Genomic DNA, 16,034 nt, shown 5'->3' with positions numbered 1-16,034 from the left:
GCGATCAAGCGCAGGAATTGCGGATCAGCGCTGGTGCATTTCGATGATGCGCCAGCCGCCCTCGACCTGACAGGCCGTGCCATCAACGGCACCCTGAGCGAAGGGGCGGCATTTGCGGCCGGCCTTGTCGGTAAATGGCGCGCCCGCCGAGGGCCCTTCGATCCGATCGCCGATCGTCGGTGCGTTCAACATTGCCTGCAGCCGTCCGCTCGCCACCATCGTGCCGCTGTCGAACACCACCGGCGCGCCGGGTTCGGCCCAGATGCTGAGCGTGATGAACGCCCCGAACAGCGTCAGCATGACGGCCAGCGCACGGCGCGTCCATTTGCCGCCTAGGCCGCGCAACCGACCGGTGCGACCGGCAGGCGCGGGGGTTGCAATGGTATCGTATGTGTCAGCAGCCATGCGTGGCTTCCCCAGAACCAGGTGTGTTGGTTGAGTAAATCACATTCGAATGTCGCGCAACGCCTTTGTCGATGTATTGCTGCCTCGCACTTCCGCTCCTGCGGCGCTCCCTCTCTTTCCCCGACAGAATGGATTCAGGCGGCGGTGGCGAACTCGCCCATGCCGGCGGCGGCATCGAGCATGCGGCGTTCGAGCGATTTGAGGCGCAGCACGGCGTTGATCTTGTCGCCGGTCAGATCGGTCACATAGAAGGTATCGACCGCGCGTTCGCCATAGGTCGCGACATGCGCGGAATGGATCGTCACCTTCGACTGGAACAGCGCATAGGCGAGGTGGTGGAGCAGCGCCGGCCGGTCGCGCGCGTTCACCTCGATCACCGTGAAGCGGTTCGACGCCTTGTTGTCGATCAGCACCGCCGGTTCGATCGCGAAGGCGTCGGCACGCAGGCGGGGCAGGGGCTTGGCGGCCAGGCGCTCGGTCAGCCTGGCGCGGTTGGCCAGCGCCTCGGCAATGGCTGCCTCGATCCGCGCCAGCTGACCGGGATCGTCGAACGGGCGGCCGAGCGGGTCCTGGACCAGGAAATTGTCGATCGCCATGCCGTCGCGCGTTGTGTGGATGCGAGCGTCGATGATGTTGCCGCCGGCGGCGTGGATCGCGCCGGCAATGCGATAGAACAGGCCGGCATGATCGGCAGCATAGACCGTGACGAGCGTCGCGCCGCGATCGGGATAGACCGTGGCCTCGACCGACAGCTGGGCGCTGCCGACACGCTCGATGAAGCGGGCGTTGCGCTCGATCACGTCGTCGGGTTCGGCCACCCAGTAAGCTTCGGGCAGGCGTCCGACAAAGGCGGCGATGTCACGGCCCAGCGACTGGGCGAGCTCGGCCTGTTTGGCGGCGATCCGCTCGCCGCGGCCCTTCTGCTTGTGGCCGAGGCGCAGCACTTCCTCGGCACTGTCGAATAGGTTGGTGAGCAGCTGGCGCTTCCACCCGTTCCATACCCCGGGACCCACGGCGCGAATATCGACTACGGTCAGCACCAGCAGCATCATCAGCCGCTGCGGCGATTGCACTGCTTCGGCAAAGTCGAGGATCGTCTTGAAGTCGCTGAGGTCGCGCTTGAATGCGGTCGCGGACATCAGCAGGTGATGGCGGACCAGCCACGCCGCCGTTTCGGTTTCCGCCTTGCTGAGGCCGAAGCGGGGGCCAAGCTTTTCGGCGATCGCGGCGCCCAGAATGCTGTGATCGCCGCCGCGCCCCTTGGCGATGTCGTGCAGCAGGACCGCGACATAGAGCGCGCGGCGCGATGCGATCTGGTCGAGGATGCCGCTGGCCAGCGGGTGATCCTCACGCTTTTCGCCCTTCTCGATGCTGGCGAGCAGCCCCACGGCGCGGATCGTGTGTTCGTCCACCGTGAAATGATGGTACATGTCGAACTGCATCTGCGCGACGACCCGGCCGAAATCGGGCACGAACTGGCCGAACACGCCGGCCTCGTTCATCCAGCGCAAGACCGTCTCGGGATCGCGCTTTGACGTCAGCACATCCATGAACAGCGCGTTGGCGCGCGGATCGGTACGCTTGTCGGCGATCAGCTTGGCATCGCGCGAGGCGGCACGCATGGTCAGTGGATGGACCTCTAGCCCGTGCAGATCGGCGAGTTGGAATACTTCGAGCAGCCGCACCGGATCCTCGGCGAAGAAGTCGTCGCGCGGCAAGGCGAGGCGCCCGCGGTCGAGCACGAACCCCTTCAATTTGGCGGGCGAGCGGCGGATGCGCGGCAGGCCGAAACGGCTGCCGCGTGCGGCGAACTTCTCGTCCAGATGCGCGAGGAAGACGCCGGTCAGGTCGCCGACCATCTTCGCCTGCAGGAAGTAGAAGTGCATGAAGCGCTCGACCTTCGACTTGCCCGGCCGGTCGGCAAAGCGCATCCGCTCCGCTATCTCGCGCTGGACGTCGAACGTCAGCCGATCCTCGCCGCGGTTGGCGATGGTGTGCAGGTGGCAGCGCACCGCCCACAGGAAGTTGTCGGCGCGGCGGAACTGCTTGTATTCGAGCTTGGTCAGCAGCCCGGCATCGACCAGTTCGGCCGGCTCGCGCACCGCATACATGTATTTGCCGATCCAGAAGAGCGTGTGTAGGTCGCGCAGCCCGCCCTTGCCCTCCTTGATGTTCGGTTCGACGACATAGCGGCTGCCGCCCATCTTTCGATGGCGTTCGTTCCGCTCGTCCAGCTTCTGCGCGATGAACTGGCGTGCGCTGTCCTTCTGTACCTCCGCCTTGAAGCGGTGCGCGGCTTCGTCGTAGAGGCTGGTGTCGCCCCAGACATAGCGCCCTTCCAGCAGGGCGGTGCGGATGGTCACGTCTGCCTTCGCCTCGCGCACCATTTCGTCCAGCGTGCGCGAGCTGTGGCCGACCTTCAGCCCCATGTCCCACAGCGAATAGAGCATCGATTCGATGACCTGCTCGCTCCAGCTGGTCTGCCGCCACGGGGTGATGAACCCGATATCGACGTCGCTGAACGGCGCCATCTCACCCCGGCCATAGCCGCCGACCGCGATCAGCGTGATCCGCTCGGCGGCGCTGGGGTTGCCGTTGGGATAGAGCCGAGTCGTGGTGAAGTCCCACAGCACGCGTAGCAGCTGGTCCATCAGGAACGCGCCGCTCGCCGCGCTTTCATGGCCGCGGGCCGGATGGTCGAGCAGGCGACGCGCGATCTCGGCGCGGCCCGCTTCGAGCGACTTTTTAAGGTGGAGCGCGGCGGCCTGGCGCAACCGCATCGTGTCGGGCGCTTCGAGCGCGGCGAGTTCTTCGGCCAGGGCGCGGCGATCCACGATCGCACGACGATTTGGGACGGAGTCGAAGCGCGCGGTCATGCGCGTTCAGATAAGGGAAGTGGCCGCGCGAGGCCAGCGGCGAAAGGTGGTGGCTTACCCGAGTTCGTCACCCCGGCCTCGGGCCGGGGTGACGGTTGTTCCGGGGGATTGGCAGGTCAGTCCGGCTTCTTCGCCACACCGACCAATGCAGGACGCAGCAGGCGGTCCTTGATCATGTAGCCGGTCTGGATTTCCTGCACGATGGTGCCCGGCTCGGCATCGGCCGAAGGGACTTCCATCATCGCCTGGTGGCGATTGGGGTCGAGCGGCTGGCCCTGTGCCTCGATCCTGGTGATGCCGTTGCGGGCGAATACCGAGTCGAGCTCACGCCCGGTGGCTTCGAGGCCGGTGACCAGACCCTTCCACTTCTCGTCGGTGCGCAGTTCCTCCGGGATCGCGGCCAGGGCGCGCGACAGATTGTCGGCGACCGACAGGATGTCGCGCGCAAAGCCCGTGGCGGCATAGGCGCGAGCGTCCTCCGCCTCCTTCTGTGCGCGACGCAGCAGGTTCTGCGCTTCGGCCCGGGCATAGAGGGTCGTATTCTGCGCCTCGGCAAGCTGCGCCTCGAGCTCCGCGACGCGATCGTGCTCGGCGACTTCGGGTGCTTCCTGCGCGGTTTCCTGACGCAGGTCTTCGGTCGTGTCGGTCTTGCTTTCTTCGGTCATGGTCCCTGTTTTCTTCGTAGTTACGCCAGCAGACGAGCCAGCGTGGCAGCCGTGAAATCCACCATGGGCACGACGCGGGCATAGTTCAACCGTGTCGGTCCGATCACGCCGACCACGCCGACCACGCGCCCGTCGAGAGAGCGCACCGGTTTGGCAATGACCGACGAGCCGGACAGCGCGAACAGCTTGTTCTCGCTGCCGATGAAGATGCGGGTCGCCTCGCCCTCACGCGCGCTGTCGAGCAGGCGGGCGATCTCCTCCTTGCCCTCCAGCTCGTCGAGCAGTTGGCTGACGCGGTCGAGATCGTCGGCGGCGGCAGCGTCGAGCAGCCGGCCCTGACCACGTACGATCAGCACCGGGCGATCGTTGCCGTCCTGCGACCAGACGGCGAGGCCGCGTTCGACCAGCGCTCGCGCGGCAGTGTCGAGCGCGTCGCGACCGGCCTTCAACTCACGCTCGATGCGGGCGCGCGCCTGGCTGAGCGTCAGCCCGCCGAGCGTTGCAGTGAGGTAGTTCGCGGCCTGTTCCAGCGCTCCCGAAGGCATGCCGGGCGGCAGATCGACCACGCGGTTCTCGACCGAACCGTCGTCGCCGACCAGCACGGCCAGCGCGCGGTTTTCGCCCAGCGGGACGAAGCCGAACTGGCGCAGCACGCGCTCGGCCCGGGGCACCAGCACCAGGCCGGCGCAGGCCGACAGGCCGGACAAGGCGGCGGTGGTGTTGGCGAGCGCTTCCTCGACCGGGCCTTGCCGCGCGGCGCGTGCCTCGATCGCGGCACGCTCCTCGGCCGAGGGCTCGTTCGCCTGCATCATGCCGTCGACGAACAGCCGCAGGCCGATCTCGGTCGGCATTCGCCCGGCGCTGGTATGCGGCGCGGCGAGCAGGCCCAGTTCCTCAAGATCCTGCATCACATTGCGGATCGAGGCAGGCGAAAGGTTGAGCGTGGAGACCCGCGAGATGGTGCGAGAGCCGACCGGCTGCCCCGCCTCCAGGTAGGATTCGACCACGATGCGAAAGATATCGCGCGCGCGGTCGGTCAGCTCGGTGATCGGCGGGGTGGTCACGTCCAATGATTTAGCGCGGTTGCGCTCGACCTCAAGGCTTTGCGGGGCTAGGGGCGCTCGCCAAGACAGCCACAGGAGAAACCCCATGCGCCCCAGCGGCCGCACCCCCGACCAGATGCGCTCGATCAGCATCGAACCGAACTTCACCGTGCATGCCGAAGGTTCGGTGCTCATTTCGTTCGGCGACACCAAGGTACTGGTGACCGCCAGTGTCGAGGAGCGCGTGCCGCCGTTCCTGCGCGGCAAGGGACAGGGCTGGGTGACGGCCGAATACGGCATGCTGCCGCGTGCGACGCATACCCGTGGCTCGCGTGAGGCGGCCAAGGGCAAGCAGTCGGGCCGCACGCAGGAAATCCAGCGTCTGATCGGGCGCAGCCTGCGCGCCGTCACTGACCTCAAGCTGCTCGGCGAGCGGCAGATCACGCTCGATTGCGACGTGATCCAGGCCGATGGAGGAACGCGGACCGCATCGATCAGCGGCGCATGGGTCGCGTTGCGGCTGGCAGTGGACAAGCTGCTCGCCTCGGGCGCGCTGAGCCAGGATCCGATCATCCAGCAGGTCGCGGCCGTCAGCTGCGGCATCTATCAGGGCACGCCGGTGCTCGACTTGGATTACCCCGAGGACAGCGCGGCCGATGCCGACGCCAATTTCGTGCTGCTGTCGGACGGCAAGATCGCCGAGGCGCAGGCGACGGCGGAAGGGGCGTGCTATGACGAGGAAAGCCTGCTTCGCCTGCTTCGCCTCGCGCGGATGGGCTGCAGCGAGATTTTCGCCGCTCAGCTTAAGGCGGTCGGCCGGTGAGCGGGGAGGGCGACGGCCGCCAGGCGATCCGCAAGCTTGCGCCTGGCAAGCTGGTGATCGCGAGCCACAACGAGGGCAAGGTGCGCGAGATCAAGGCGCTGCTCAGCCCCTTCGGGATCGAGCCGATCAGCGCCGGGTCGCTGGGCCTGCCCGAGCCGGAAGAAACCGGCACCACCTTCGTCGCCAATGCCGAGCTGAAAGCGATGCAGGCCGCCGACCTGTCCGGTCTGCCGTCGCTGGCGGACGACAGCGGACTATGCGTCGAGGCGCTGAACGGCGATCCCGGCATCTTCTCGGCACGCTGGGCTGGACCGGGCAAGGACTTTGCCGTCGCGATGGAACTGGTCGAGCAGAAGATCGGCGAGAAGGGGCCGGCGGCGTCGCGTGACGCGCATTTCGTCTGCGCGCTGGCCCTGGCCTGGCCTGACGGCCATGTGGAATGGTTCGAAGGGCGCGTGGACGGCACGCTGGTCTGGCCGCCGCGCGGGGCCAACGGCTTCGGCTATGACGCGATGTTCCTGCCCAATGGCCACGAACAGACGTTCGGCGAGATGGCGCCTGAGGCCAAGCACGCGATGAGCCATCGCGCCGACGCCTTCCGCCAGCTGGTCGCGGCGGTGTTCTAAGGCACTGCGCGCTGGCCGAGCAGGTTGCCGGCCGGCGTGTAGCGGCAGACGAGATAGTCGTCGCGTCGGTTGCTCGCAAAGCCGCAGCCGACGCGAGTCGTGCTGCGCCAGATGATCTGCGTGTAGTGGCCGACATCCTCGAACCGCCCGCTGCGGCTGACGTTCGGGATAGCGTTGTTGATGAAGAAGCGCTGCTCGTCGATCCAGTGTTGCGCCATTTCGTCATAGCGGTACGCGCCGCGTGTCCCCATCCACAGATTCTCGCCCTGCGGGGGATTGCCGCGCGGTTGTCTGGAATGTTCGAATACGCTGCGCTGCGCCAGATCGCGGGCATAGGCCTGCGCATCGCGGGCGAGGCCTTCGTCCCAGGCGAGTTCGGGCGCACGAACCGAGGCGCGCGCGGCGTTGTGCAGCGTCAGCATCGCGCGCCGCAGCAGTGGCGCGCCACGCGGTGCGTTCCCTTCGAACGCGCGCGGTTCGGTCACGCGCGGCGGCAGGGCTTCCTGCTCGGGCGTGCACGCAGCAAGGATCAGTAGGGGTAGCAGCAGCATCTTTCGGATCGCCCTCGATGCGCGCATAGCGACCGGCAGATGAACGTTTCCGATCCGAGTTCGAAAGACCCTTTGGCGCTGTACGTCCATTGGCCGTTCTGCGTCTCCAAATGCCCTTATTGCGATTTCAACAGCCATGTCCGCGACGTGGTGGACCAGGAAGCGTGGCGCAAGGCGCTGCTGGCTGATCTGGCGCATGAGGCGGCTGCGCTGCCCGGACGGCGGCTGGGATCGATCTTCTTTGGCGGCGGCACGCCTTCGCTCATGCCCCCGGAAACGGTAGCGGCGGTGATCGGAGCGGCGACCAAGGCCTGGGTACCCGTCGACGGGCTCGAGATCACGCTGGAGGCGAACCCGTCATCGGTCGAGGCGGCGCGCTTTGCCGATCTGGCGGCGGCGGGGGTAAACCGCGTTTCGCTGGGCCTACAGGCGCTGGATGACGAAGCGCTGCGTTTCCTGGGTCGGGCGCATGGCGTGGACGAGGGGCTGGCGGCGCTGGCGACGGCGCAGCGGCATTTCGGGCGCGTGAGCTTCGACCTCATCTATGCCAGGCCGGGCCAGTCGGTGGCGGCATGGGAGGCGGAACTGGCCCGCGCGCTGTCGTTCGGAACCGAACATCTGTCGCTATACCAACTCACCATCGAGCCGGGGACGCGCTTTGCGACGCTGGCCGCAAAGGGTGAGCTGACCATCCCCGATGCCGACGCGGCGGCGGACCTGTGGGATGTAACCCAGGCTCTGACCGGGGCGGCGGGCCTGCCGGCCTATGAAGTGTCGAATCATGCGCGACGAGGGGCGGAAAGCCGCCACAATCTCGCTTACTGGCGATACACCGATTATGCGGGTGTGGGTCCGGGCGCGCACGGGCGGCGCAGCGGGCTGGCGACGCTGCGGCACAAGAAGCCGGAGAATTGGCTGGGCGCGGTCGAGCGCAACGGCAGCGGGCTTCAGGAGGAGACCGCCCTCACCGCCGGCGAGCGTGCGACCGAGGCGCTGGTGATGGGATTGCGGCTGGCGGAGGGCGTCGATCTGGCGCGGATCGGCGCGGGCTATGTCGACGATGCAGCCGTCGCGCGGTTGTCAGCGCACGGATTGATCGAGCGTGATGGCGAGCGGCTGCGCGTGACGGCGGCAGGGATGCCGGTGCTGGAGGGCATTTTGCGCGAGGTGGTGCGGTAGATCGCCTTCACCCTTCCGCGCCTTCTGCGCTCTCCCTCTCCCGATTAGAGAGGGCCCGCTCGGCGTAGCCGAGTGGGAAGGGGGAGGGTGGCCCGTTGCGCTTACCGCCCGAAACCCGATGGCGCCGGCGATACCGTAACGGTGGTGCCGCCGCGGATTTCCTGAACTTCGAGCGCGCGCTCTGCGATGCCATCGCGGCCGAAGCGGAACGCGCCGTCCAGTCCGCCAAACCCGCCGCGATCGCCCAGCCGGTCGATCGGGAACACATCGCCCGGGCGCCAGTCCCGCGCGATGCGCACGGTAAGCAGCACAGCGTCATAGCCAAGCGTGGAAAGGCGGTATGGCGCGGCGCCAAAGCGTGCGCGATATTTCGCCGCATAGGTGCGATACAGCGTATCCGATACGCTGGCGAACCAGGCGCCGTTGAGCTGAGTCATGCCGCCGATGCCCGAGGTGCTGTTCCACAATTCCGGGCCGAGCACCCGTGCACCGGGGTTCGCGCGGCGAAGGCCGGGGATCGCCGTCACCGCGCCGCTTGCGCTGTCGGCGATCAGCACCGCCTGGAACGGCGAGCGCGCCAGCCTGGCGATCGCCGCGTTCATCGCCGCGGGACCGCGATTATAGGTTTCAAGCGCCGTGACCGTGCCGCCGGCACCCTCGACCGCGCGCAGGAAGGCCGTCGAGGCGCGTTCGCCATACAGGCCGGTCGGCATCAGCCCGGCAAAGCTCGTGACGCCGCTGCGCCGGGCGTGATCGACCACGCGCTCGATCGACTGGGCCGGGTTGTAACCCATCAGATAGGTGCCGTTGCCCGCGACGCTGGTGTCGTTGGAAAAGCTGAGCACCGGCACGCCGGCGCGGCGCGCGATCGGGGCGACGGCGCGGGCATCTTCGGCCAGCAGCGGACCGAGAATCAGCTTGTTGCCATCGGCCAGTGCGCGCTGCGCCGCCGCGGCAGCGCCGTTCGCGGTGTCATAGGTCGTGATGCGGACATCCTCGGCCTTGGTATCGAGGATGGCGAGCTGCGTTGCATTGGCAAGGCTGCGGCCGACGCCGGCATTGCCGCCGGTCAGCGGCACGAGCAGCGCGACGCGGTGGCGCTGCGCGTCGTCCGGCAGGCCGGGGTTGACCGGACCGGGTGCCGGGCGGACCGGGGCGGGGCCGGGACGAACGGGCGCAGGCGGCGGTGCGGTTGGGCGAACGCAGGCCGCGACCGCCATCGCGCCGGCGATGACGATCCCCCGTAGCAACGACGCAATGCCCCGTTGCGGTGTGACTGCTGCCTCTGCCATGACGTTCCCCAATGACATCTTCTCTTGCCCCCGGCCTCTACATCGTCGCGACGCCGATCGGCAATCTTGGCGATCTTTCCCCGCGCGCGTCTGAAATACTCCTGAACGCCGATATCGTTGCGGTTGAGGATTCGCGTGTGACGGCGGGGTTGTTCCGGCACCTGGGCGCGAGGCGGCCGATGACGCCCTATCACGACCATAATGCGGAAAGCGTTCGGCCGGGGCTGGTCGCGCGCATGGCGCAGGAGGCAGTGGCGCTCGTGTCGGACGCGGGAACGCCGCTGATCTCCGATCCCGGCTACAAGCTGGTGCGCGATGCACGCGCGGCCGGGCATACGGTGACGACGATCCCTGGACCGTGCGCTGGTATCGCCGCGCTGACGCTGGCGGGCCTTCCGACCGACCGGTTCCTGTTCATGGGCTTCCTGCCGGCCAAGCAACAGGCGAAGGGTGAGGCGATCGCGGAAGTGGCGACGGTGCGCGCCACGCTGGTCTTCTATGAAAGCGGTCCGCGTCTGTCGGCGACGCTGAGCTTGCTGGCCAACGGCCTGGGCGATCGCGAGGCGGCGGTGGCGCGCGAGATCACCAAAAAGTTCGAGGAATGCGTGACGGGATCGCTGACCGAGCTTGCCGCACGCTATGCCGATGCGCCGCCCAAGGGGGAGATCGTCATCGTCGTGGCGCCGCCGGGGGACGCTGCGCCGGCGAGCGAGGAAGACGCCGATGCCGCGCTTGCCGAGGCGTTGACGCGGCTGCCGGTATCGAAGGCGGCGGGCGAGGTGGCGAAGCGGCTGGGGCTGGACCGCAAGTCGCTTTACGCGCGCGCAATGGAATTGAAGGGTGCGTGACCGCCGCGCGGCCGAGCAGGCCGGGCGCGATGGCGAGACGCGCGCCGCCTGGTATCTGCGGCTGCGCGGGTGGCGCATACTGGACCGCCGCGTTCGCACGCCGGCGGGTGAGGTCGACCTGGTGGCCAAGCGCGGCAAGCTGGTCGCGTTCGTCGAGGTGAAGGCGCGCAAGACCGCCGCCGAACTCGACTTCGCGATCGACGAGCGGCGGCTGGCGCGAGTCGCGGCGGCGGCGGAGTATCTGATGCCGCGCTATGCCGCGGACGGTGAGGACATCCGGGTCGACGTCCTGCTGATCGCGCCGGGGGTGAAGCCACGCTACATTGAGAATGCGTGGATCGGGTGACAAGGCGGGCCGGTGTCCCTAACTGCCGTTCCGTCAGATAAGGAAAGCCGATGCCGCTAACCGTCGCCGTGCAGATGGACCCGCTCGATTCGATCAACATCGCGGGCGATTCGACCTTTGCGCTGATGCTATCGGGCCAAGCGCGCGGGCATCGGCTGTTCCACTATGCGCCCGAGGACCTGAACTACGCCGATGGGCGGGTGTGGGCCAAAGCGCACCCGGTGACCGTCCAGCGCGTGGCGGGCAATCATTTCAGCTTCGGCGAGGCCGTCAGCCTGGATCTGGGCGAAGCGGCGGACGTGGTGCTGATGCGGCAGGACCCGCCCTTTGACCTGGGTTATATCACCGCGACGCATTTGCTCGAGCGGATCGCGGACCGCACGCTGGTGGTCAACGATCCGGCGAGCGTGCGCAATGCGCCGGAGAAGGTGTGGGTGCTCGACTTCGGGCGCTTCATGCCGCCGACGCTGGTGACGCGCAGCCTGGAAGAAGCGAAGGCGTTTCTCGCGAAGCATGGCGCGGTCGTGGTGAAGCCGCTGCACGGCAATGGCGGGAAGGCGATCTTCAAGATCGATGCCGACGGCGCGAACCTGTCCTCGCTGATCGAGGTGTTCAACACCGCCTATCGCGAGCCGCACATGGTTCAGGCATTCCTGCCGGACGTGGCCAAGGGCGACAAACGCATCGTGCTGGTCGATGGGGAGGTCGCGGGCGCGGTCAACCGCGTACCGGGCGAAGGCGAGATCCGTTCGAACCTGGCGGTCGGCGGCACGGCGGCCAAGACGGAGCTGACCGCGCGCGAAGCCGAAATCTGCGCCGCGCTTGGGACGGAGCTCAAGGCGCGAGGGCTGATCTTCGTGGGGATCGATGTGATCGGCGGCGAGTGGTTGACCGAGATCAACGTTACCTCGCCCACCGGGATCGTCGCGATCGACAAGTTCAATGGGACGGATACGGCTGGCATGATCTGGGATGCGATCGAGCGGCGCGTGGTCGGAATGAAGAAATAGATTGTTTGGGCGCCCTGCGGGCGCGAGGCGCGGCGGCGCGAAGATGTTGAGGCTGGTCGCCGCGTAGCGGCTTTGAATTCATCGTCTGACCGTCTTCCGGTCGCGTGCCTTTGGCTGACATCCTCCGCGCCTCGCGCCCGCAGGCGCCAAATCATCCCGTCCAGGATCGAACCGCATGCCCGCCCTAGGCGTTACCGCGCATCCATGACCGAATTCATCCTCAACCTGATCGCCTGGGGCGGTTACGTCGGCATCTTCCTGCTGATGGTGATCGAGAACGTGTTTCCGCCGATCCCGTCGGAAGTCATCATGGGCTTTGGCGGCATGGCCGTCGCCCGCGGTGACATGGCGATGGTGCCGTTGATCGTCATCGGAACTGCGGGCACGACGCTCGGCAATGTCTTCTGGTACGCAATCGGGCGCTGGATCGGATATGAGCGGCTGAAGCCGTTCGTCGATCGGCACGGCCGCTGGCTGACGCTGCATTGGGACGATGTCGAGAAGCTGCACTGCTTCTTCGTCAAGCACGGCTTGTGGGTCGTGTTCGTCTTCCGCTTCCTGCCGACCTTTCGCACGATGATCTCGCTGCCCGCCGGCATGGCGAAGATGGGAATGCCGCGTTTCCTGATCGCAACGTTCCTCGGCAGCGCGGTGTGGAACGCTGTGCTCGCCTATGCCGGGCTGATCCTCGGATCACGGTTCGGGCAGTTGCAGGATTATGTCGGCCCGGTCGCGGTCGGCATGACCGTGCTGATGGGGCTGGGCTATCTCTACCGCGTGCTTACCTGGCGATCGCGCGACTGATCGTCGGCGAGCTCCAGCTGCTCGGCGATCTGGTCCGCAATCGCCTGGATCCGGGGGTACAGCAGTGCCAGCGGCTGGCGGCTGGGGGCGGGATCGATCGCGCACAGCGTGCCGAACATCTCTCCGTCGCGGCGGATCGGGACCGAGATATAGCTTTCAAAGCCATACATTGCCGGCGTGTGGTGCGTGCGCCAGTCGGGATGGTCCGACGCATGGTCGATGATGACGTGCCAGCCGCACTGGCGGATCTCGTCGCAGATCGTGGTCTTGAGGTCGAGCTCCTCGCCCGCCTTCAGCCCGAAATCGATCCGGTCGAGAACCTGGCAGGCGACCCAGTGCGTGTCGGTGACCCGGGCGATCGCGGCAAAGCCGAGGCCGGTGATGTCGCAGACCTCGCGCAGCATCGCCTCGACTTCAGGAACGCGCCGCAGCCGGGCGATATCGGGCTCGAACGGGCTGCGTGTCCAGTCGGTCATGTATCAAGCGTAACAGTCCGCGAGGGCCAAGTCACTGATAATACTCATGCCCGGGGATGCGCGTTGCGATAGACATCCAGAAGATGCGCGGCATCGACCGCAGTATAGATCTGCGTCGAACTAAGGCTGGCATGGCCGAGCAACTCCTGAAGCGCGCGAAGGTCCGCGCCTCGGCCGAGCAGATGGGTGGCAAAGCTGTGGCGCAGTGCGTGCGGCGTGGTGCGCGGTGGCAGGCCCAGCCGCACGCGCGCTGCGCGCACGGCACGGCGGATGATCGCGGGAGAGAGCGGCCCGCCGCGTGCACCCCTGAACAACGCTTCTGTCGGGGCAGTTCCATAGGGGCAGCGGCGGACATAGTCGTCGATCGCGTGGCGGACCTGCGGCAGCAGCGGCACGATCCGCGTCTTGTTCCGCTTGCCGGTCACGCGCAGCGTTTCGTTGAGGGGCAGGATCGCGCCGGTAAGCGCCATCGCCTCGCCGATGCGCAGGCCCGCGCCATAGAGCAGCAGCAGCACGGCCAGGTCGCGCGCGGCGATCCACGGCTCGCGCGCGTCGTCGGCAACTTCCTCGGCCAGCGCGATCGCCTCGTCCGGCGAGACGGGGCGCGGCACGCCCTTTTTGACGCGCGGGCCGCGCAGCCGAGGAAGATCGGCCCGTTCGCCGCCGGCAAAGGTCAGGAAGGCGCGCACGGCGGACAGTTCGCGCGCGGCAGAGGCATTGGTGAGACCGCTCGCCCGACGATGCGCGAGATAGGCGCGCAGGTCCGCCGTCGTGACCCCGGCCAGCGCGTCCTGCGATACCCGCTCGCCCCAATGGCCGCCCAGGAAGTGTAGCAGCCGGACGGCCGTCGCCTGATAGGCCCGCACGGTATGCGCCGAGCGCCGCCGATCGCGCGCGAGATGCTCGCCGAACAGCAAGGGCAGGGGGCGCTCGTCCATCGTTCGTGGGGTAGCATGGTTCACGCCCGGCGCGAATCCGCTATGACGTTGGACATGCACTTCATCGACAATGGCGCGGGCCGGCGCCTCGCCTTCCAGCACACGCCCGGAGCGGGGCCGACGATCGTCTTCCTTCCCGGCTATGCCAGCGACATGAGCGGGAGCAAGGCGGTGGCGATCGACGCCTGGGCGCGCGCGCATGGCCGCGCCTGCCTGCGGTTCGATTATGCCGGCTGCGGCGACAGCGAAGGCGCGTTCGAGGATGGCACGCTCGAAAGCTGGCGCGACGATGCGCTGGCGGTGATCGACCATGCAGCGCCGGGCCCGGTGGTGCTGGTCGGATCGTCGATGGGCGGATGGATCATGCTGTTGGTCGCGCTGGCCCGTCCAGGCCGCGTCGTCGGGCTGGTCGGGATCGCCGCCGCTCCCGACTTCACCGACTGGGGCTTTACCGCAGAGCAGAAGGCGACGCTCGCTCATGAAGGCCGGCTGCTGGAACGTTCGGACTATTCGCCCGAGCCGACCGTCACGACTTACGCCTTCTGGCAATCGGGCGAAGCCAACCGCCTGCTGACCGGGCCGATCGACCTTGCCATGCCGGTCCGCCTGCTTCACGGCCAGCGCGATCCGGACGTGCCATGGCAACACAGCCTGACGCTCGCGGAACGGCTCGGTTCAGATGCGGTGCAGGTGTTACTGGTCAAGGACGGCGATCACCGCCTGTCGCGGCCGCAGGACATCGATCTGATCCTGCGCGCAATCGAGGAATTGCTGACCCGATGCTGAGCTTTGCCCTGCTGATCTTCTCCGCTCAGGTCGCGGCCGGACCGCCGTCGCCCGCGCGCGAGCGGTGGGAGCTGTGTGTGGATCAGGCGACCGGCGATCCCGCCGCGGGACTTGCCGAGGCCGAGCGCTGGCGGCTGGCTGGCGGCGGCTTCCTGGCGGAGCAGTGCCGCGGCATGGCCTATGCCACCGCGCGGCGCTGGATTAGTGCGGCCGAAGCGTTCGAGGTCGCGGCGCGCGAGGCCGAAGTCGCCAAGGACAATCGCGCTGGCAAATATTGGGCGCAGGCCGGCAACGCCTGGATTGCCGCCGCCGAGCCGGTCAAGGCGCGCGCCGCGCTCGACGCGGCACTGGCGTCGGGCGTTCTGGCGGGCGTGGAGCTTGGCGAGGCGCATCTCGATCGGGCGCGCGCGCGCGTTGCGGCGGGCGATCGCCAGGGCGCGCGGCAGGATCTGGACCAGGCAGTGGCGAAGGCGGCGGCGGATCCGATGACCTGGCTGCTCTCGGCAACGCTGGCGCGGCAGATGGGCGACGTGCCGCTGGCGCAAAAGCATATCTACACCGCGATCGAACTGGCCGGCGATGCCGCCGCAGTCCAGCTCGAGGCCGGCAACATTGCGGCGATGGCGCGCGACGAGGCCGGGGCGAGGACGGCATGGGCCAAGGCAGTGCAGATGGCGCCGGGCTCACCCGAAGCCGCCGCCGCGCGTGACGCGCTCAAGCAATTCGACGACGTGGCGCAATAGACTCTCGCGAAACGCGCCTTATCTGTGGCGCGAACCAAGCGAGGTCCGAATGCACTATCTTCACACCATGATCCGCGTCACCGATCCCGACGCGACGATCCGTTTTCTCGAACTGGTTGGTCTCAAGGAAGTTCGTCGCATCGAGAGCCAGCAGGGCCGCTTCACGCTGATCTTCCTCGCCGCGCCGGGGGACATCGTCGCCGAGGGTGAGCGTGCGCATGCCGAGGTCGAACTGACCTACAACTGGCCGCCCGAGGACGGCACCCCGGCCGAAACCTATACCGGCGGGCGCAATTTCGGGCATCTCGCCTATCGCGTCGACAACATCTACGAGACGTGCCAGCGGATCATGGACGCGGGCTATACGATCAACCGGCCGCCGCGCGACGGGCACATGGCGTTCGTGCGCACGCCCGATGGCATCTCGATCGAGCTGCTGCAGGACGGGCATCTCGAGCCAGCCGAGCCGTGGAAGTCGATGCCGAACACGGGCAGCTGGTAACGCCGTTGAGGCTCGACCGCTTCATCGATCTGACCGGCGCCAGGGTGCCGATCATCCAGGCGCCGGTCAGATCGATGAAGCGGTCGAGCCTCAACGGCGTTACCAGCTGCCCGTGTTCGGC

18 protein-coding genes are annotated in these 16,034 nt (G+C 67.5%); 10 read left to right on the top strand and 8 right to left on the bottom strand.

Features of this window, described 5'->3' with window-relative positions; all coding sequences use genetic code 11:
* Window positions 1-24 precede the first annotated feature (24 nt).
* The 4 genes from BFL28_RS09930 to hrcA form a co-directional block, all read right to left on the bottom strand.
* Window positions 25-405 (bottom strand): hypothetical protein, encoded by a 381-nt coding sequence (locus BFL28_RS09930; protein WP_131818628.1) that lies wholly within the window; start codon window positions 403-405, stop codon window positions 25-27.
* A gap of 134 nt (window positions 406-539) precedes the next feature.
* Complete coding sequence (locus BFL28_RS09925; protein WP_069320408.1) at window positions 540-3,281, bottom strand: [protein-PII] uridylyltransferase; 2,742 nt, start codon at window positions 3,279-3,281, stop codon at window positions 540-542.
* A gap of 116 nt (window positions 3,282-3,397) precedes the next feature.
* Window positions 3,398-3,946 carry a nucleotide exchange factor GrpE gene (grpE, locus tag BFL28_RS09920; RefSeq protein ID WP_069320407.1) on the bottom strand — a complete coding sequence of 183 codons (549 nt, stop codon included), beginning with the start codon at window positions 3,944-3,946 and terminating at the stop codon, window positions 3,398-3,400.
* A gap of 20 nt (window positions 3,947-3,966) precedes the next feature.
* Window positions 3,967-5,010, bottom strand: coding sequence for a heat-inducible transcriptional repressor HrcA (gene hrcA, locus BFL28_RS09915; RefSeq protein WP_069320406.1), 1,044 nt, complete (start codon window positions 5,008-5,010; stop codon window positions 3,967-3,969).
* Between the two features lie 85 nt (window positions 5,011-5,095).
* Here hrcA and rph point away from each other — a divergent pair, with 85 nt between their 5' ends.
* Both rph and rdgB read left to right on the top strand, forming a co-directional pair.
* On the top strand, window positions 5,096-5,812 hold the full coding sequence (gene rph, locus BFL28_RS09910) for a ribonuclease PH (protein ID WP_069320405.1): 717 nt from the start codon (window positions 5,096-5,098) through the stop codon (window positions 5,810-5,812).
* A complete protein-coding gene (rdgB, locus tag BFL28_RS09905) occupies window positions 5,809-6,438 on the top strand; it encodes an RdgB/HAM1 family non-canonical purine NTP pyrophosphatase (protein ID WP_069320404.1) in 630 nt (209 codons plus the stop codon). The genes rph and rdgB overlap by 4 nt, the downstream gene beginning before the upstream one ends.
* Here rdgB and BFL28_RS09900 read toward each other — a convergent pair.
* On the bottom strand, window positions 6,435-6,989 hold the full coding sequence (locus BFL28_RS09900; RefSeq protein WP_079247070.1) for a CAP domain-containing protein: 555 nt from the start codon (window positions 6,987-6,989) through the stop codon (window positions 6,435-6,437). The two genes, rdgB and BFL28_RS09900, sit on opposite strands and share 4 nt — an antisense overlap.
* Window positions 6,990-7,028: 39 nt before the next feature.
* On the opposite strand from BFL28_RS09900, the gene hemW reads away from it, so the two are divergent.
* Window positions 7,029-8,168 (top strand): radical SAM family heme chaperone HemW, encoded by a 1,140-nt coding sequence (gene hemW, locus BFL28_RS09895; protein ID WP_069320402.1) that lies wholly within the window; start codon window positions 7,029-7,031, stop codon window positions 8,166-8,168.
* Window positions 8,169-8,269: 101 nt separating this feature from the next.
* Here hemW and BFL28_RS09890 read toward each other — a convergent pair whose 3' ends face one another.
* A complete protein-coding gene (locus BFL28_RS09890; protein ID WP_069320401.1) occupies window positions 8,270-9,460 on the bottom strand; it encodes a penicillin-binding protein activator in 1,191 nt (396 codons plus the stop codon).
* A gap of 11 nt (window positions 9,461-9,471) precedes the next feature.
* Here BFL28_RS09890 and rsmI point away from each other — a divergent pair, with 11 nt between their 5' ends.
* The 4 genes from rsmI to BFL28_RS09870 all read left to right on the top strand — a co-directional run bounded on the left by rsmI (window position 9,472) and on the right by BFL28_RS09870 (window position 12,468).
* Window positions 9,472-10,308, top strand: coding sequence for a 16S rRNA (cytidine(1402)-2'-O)-methyltransferase (rsmI, locus tag BFL28_RS09885; RefSeq protein WP_069320400.1), 837 nt, complete (start codon window positions 9,472-9,474; stop codon window positions 10,306-10,308).
* Window positions 10,301-10,654, top strand: a complete 354-nt coding sequence (locus BFL28_RS09880) for a YraN family protein (RefSeq protein WP_069320399.1) — start codon at window positions 10,301-10,303, stop codon at window positions 10,652-10,654. The genes rsmI and BFL28_RS09880 overlap by 8 nt, the downstream gene beginning before the upstream one ends.
* A gap of 50 nt (window positions 10,655-10,704) precedes the next feature.
* Window positions 10,705-11,664 (top strand): glutathione synthase, encoded by a 960-nt coding sequence (gshB, locus tag BFL28_RS09875; RefSeq protein WP_069320398.1) that lies wholly within the window; start codon window positions 10,705-10,707, stop codon window positions 11,662-11,664.
* Window positions 11,665-11,868: 204 nt separating this feature from the next.
* Entirely contained in the window at window positions 11,869-12,468 is a 600-nt protein-coding gene (locus tag BFL28_RS09870; RefSeq protein WP_069320397.1) for a DedA family protein, read from the top strand.
* Here BFL28_RS09870 and BFL28_RS09865 read toward each other — a convergent pair.
* Together BFL28_RS09865 and BFL28_RS09860 are read right to left on the bottom strand one after the other, a co-directional pair.
* Window positions 12,435-12,944 (bottom strand): GAF domain-containing protein, encoded by a 510-nt coding sequence (locus BFL28_RS09865; RefSeq protein ID WP_069320396.1) that lies wholly within the window; start codon window positions 12,942-12,944, stop codon window positions 12,435-12,437. The two genes, BFL28_RS09870 and BFL28_RS09865, sit on opposite strands and share 34 nt — an antisense overlap.
* A gap of 44 nt (window positions 12,945-12,988) precedes the next feature.
* Window positions 12,989-13,882: a tyrosine recombinase XerC gene (locus tag BFL28_RS09860; protein ID WP_069320395.1), complete on the bottom strand. Its 894-nt coding sequence runs from the start codon at window positions 13,880-13,882 to the stop codon at window positions 12,989-12,991.
* Between the two features lie 42 nt (window positions 13,883-13,924).
* Between BFL28_RS09860 and BFL28_RS09855 the strand changes: the two genes are divergently transcribed.
* Genes BFL28_RS09855 through BFL28_RS09845 form a run of 3 tightly spaced genes read left to right on the top strand, consistent with a single transcriptional unit; the run spans window position 13,925 to window position 15,913 of the window.
* On the top strand, window positions 13,925-14,668 hold the full coding sequence (locus tag BFL28_RS09855) for an alpha/beta fold hydrolase (RefSeq protein ID WP_069320394.1): 744 nt from the start codon (window positions 13,925-13,927) through the stop codon (window positions 14,666-14,668).
* Window positions 14,662-15,411, top strand: a complete 750-nt coding sequence (locus tag BFL28_RS09850; RefSeq protein WP_069320393.1) for a tetratricopeptide repeat protein — start codon at window positions 14,662-14,664, stop codon at window positions 15,409-15,411. Before BFL28_RS09855 ends, BFL28_RS09850 begins: the two co-directional genes overlap by 7 nt.
* Window positions 15,412-15,460: 49 nt before the next feature.
* Window positions 15,461-15,913: a VOC family protein gene (locus BFL28_RS09845; RefSeq protein WP_069320392.1), complete on the top strand. Its 453-nt coding sequence runs from the start codon at window positions 15,461-15,463 to the stop codon at window positions 15,911-15,913.
* Window positions 15,914-16,034: the final 121 nt, after the last annotated feature.

Source organism: Sphingomonas turrisvirgatae (genome assembly GCF_001721295.1).
GTDB classification, from domain to species: Bacteria; Pseudomonadota; Alphaproteobacteria; order Sphingomonadales; family Sphingomonadaceae; genus Sphingomonas; species Sphingomonas turrisvirgatae.
Note: the sequence above shows the minus strand (reverse complement) of the source record. Positions and strands in the feature narration are given on the sequence as shown.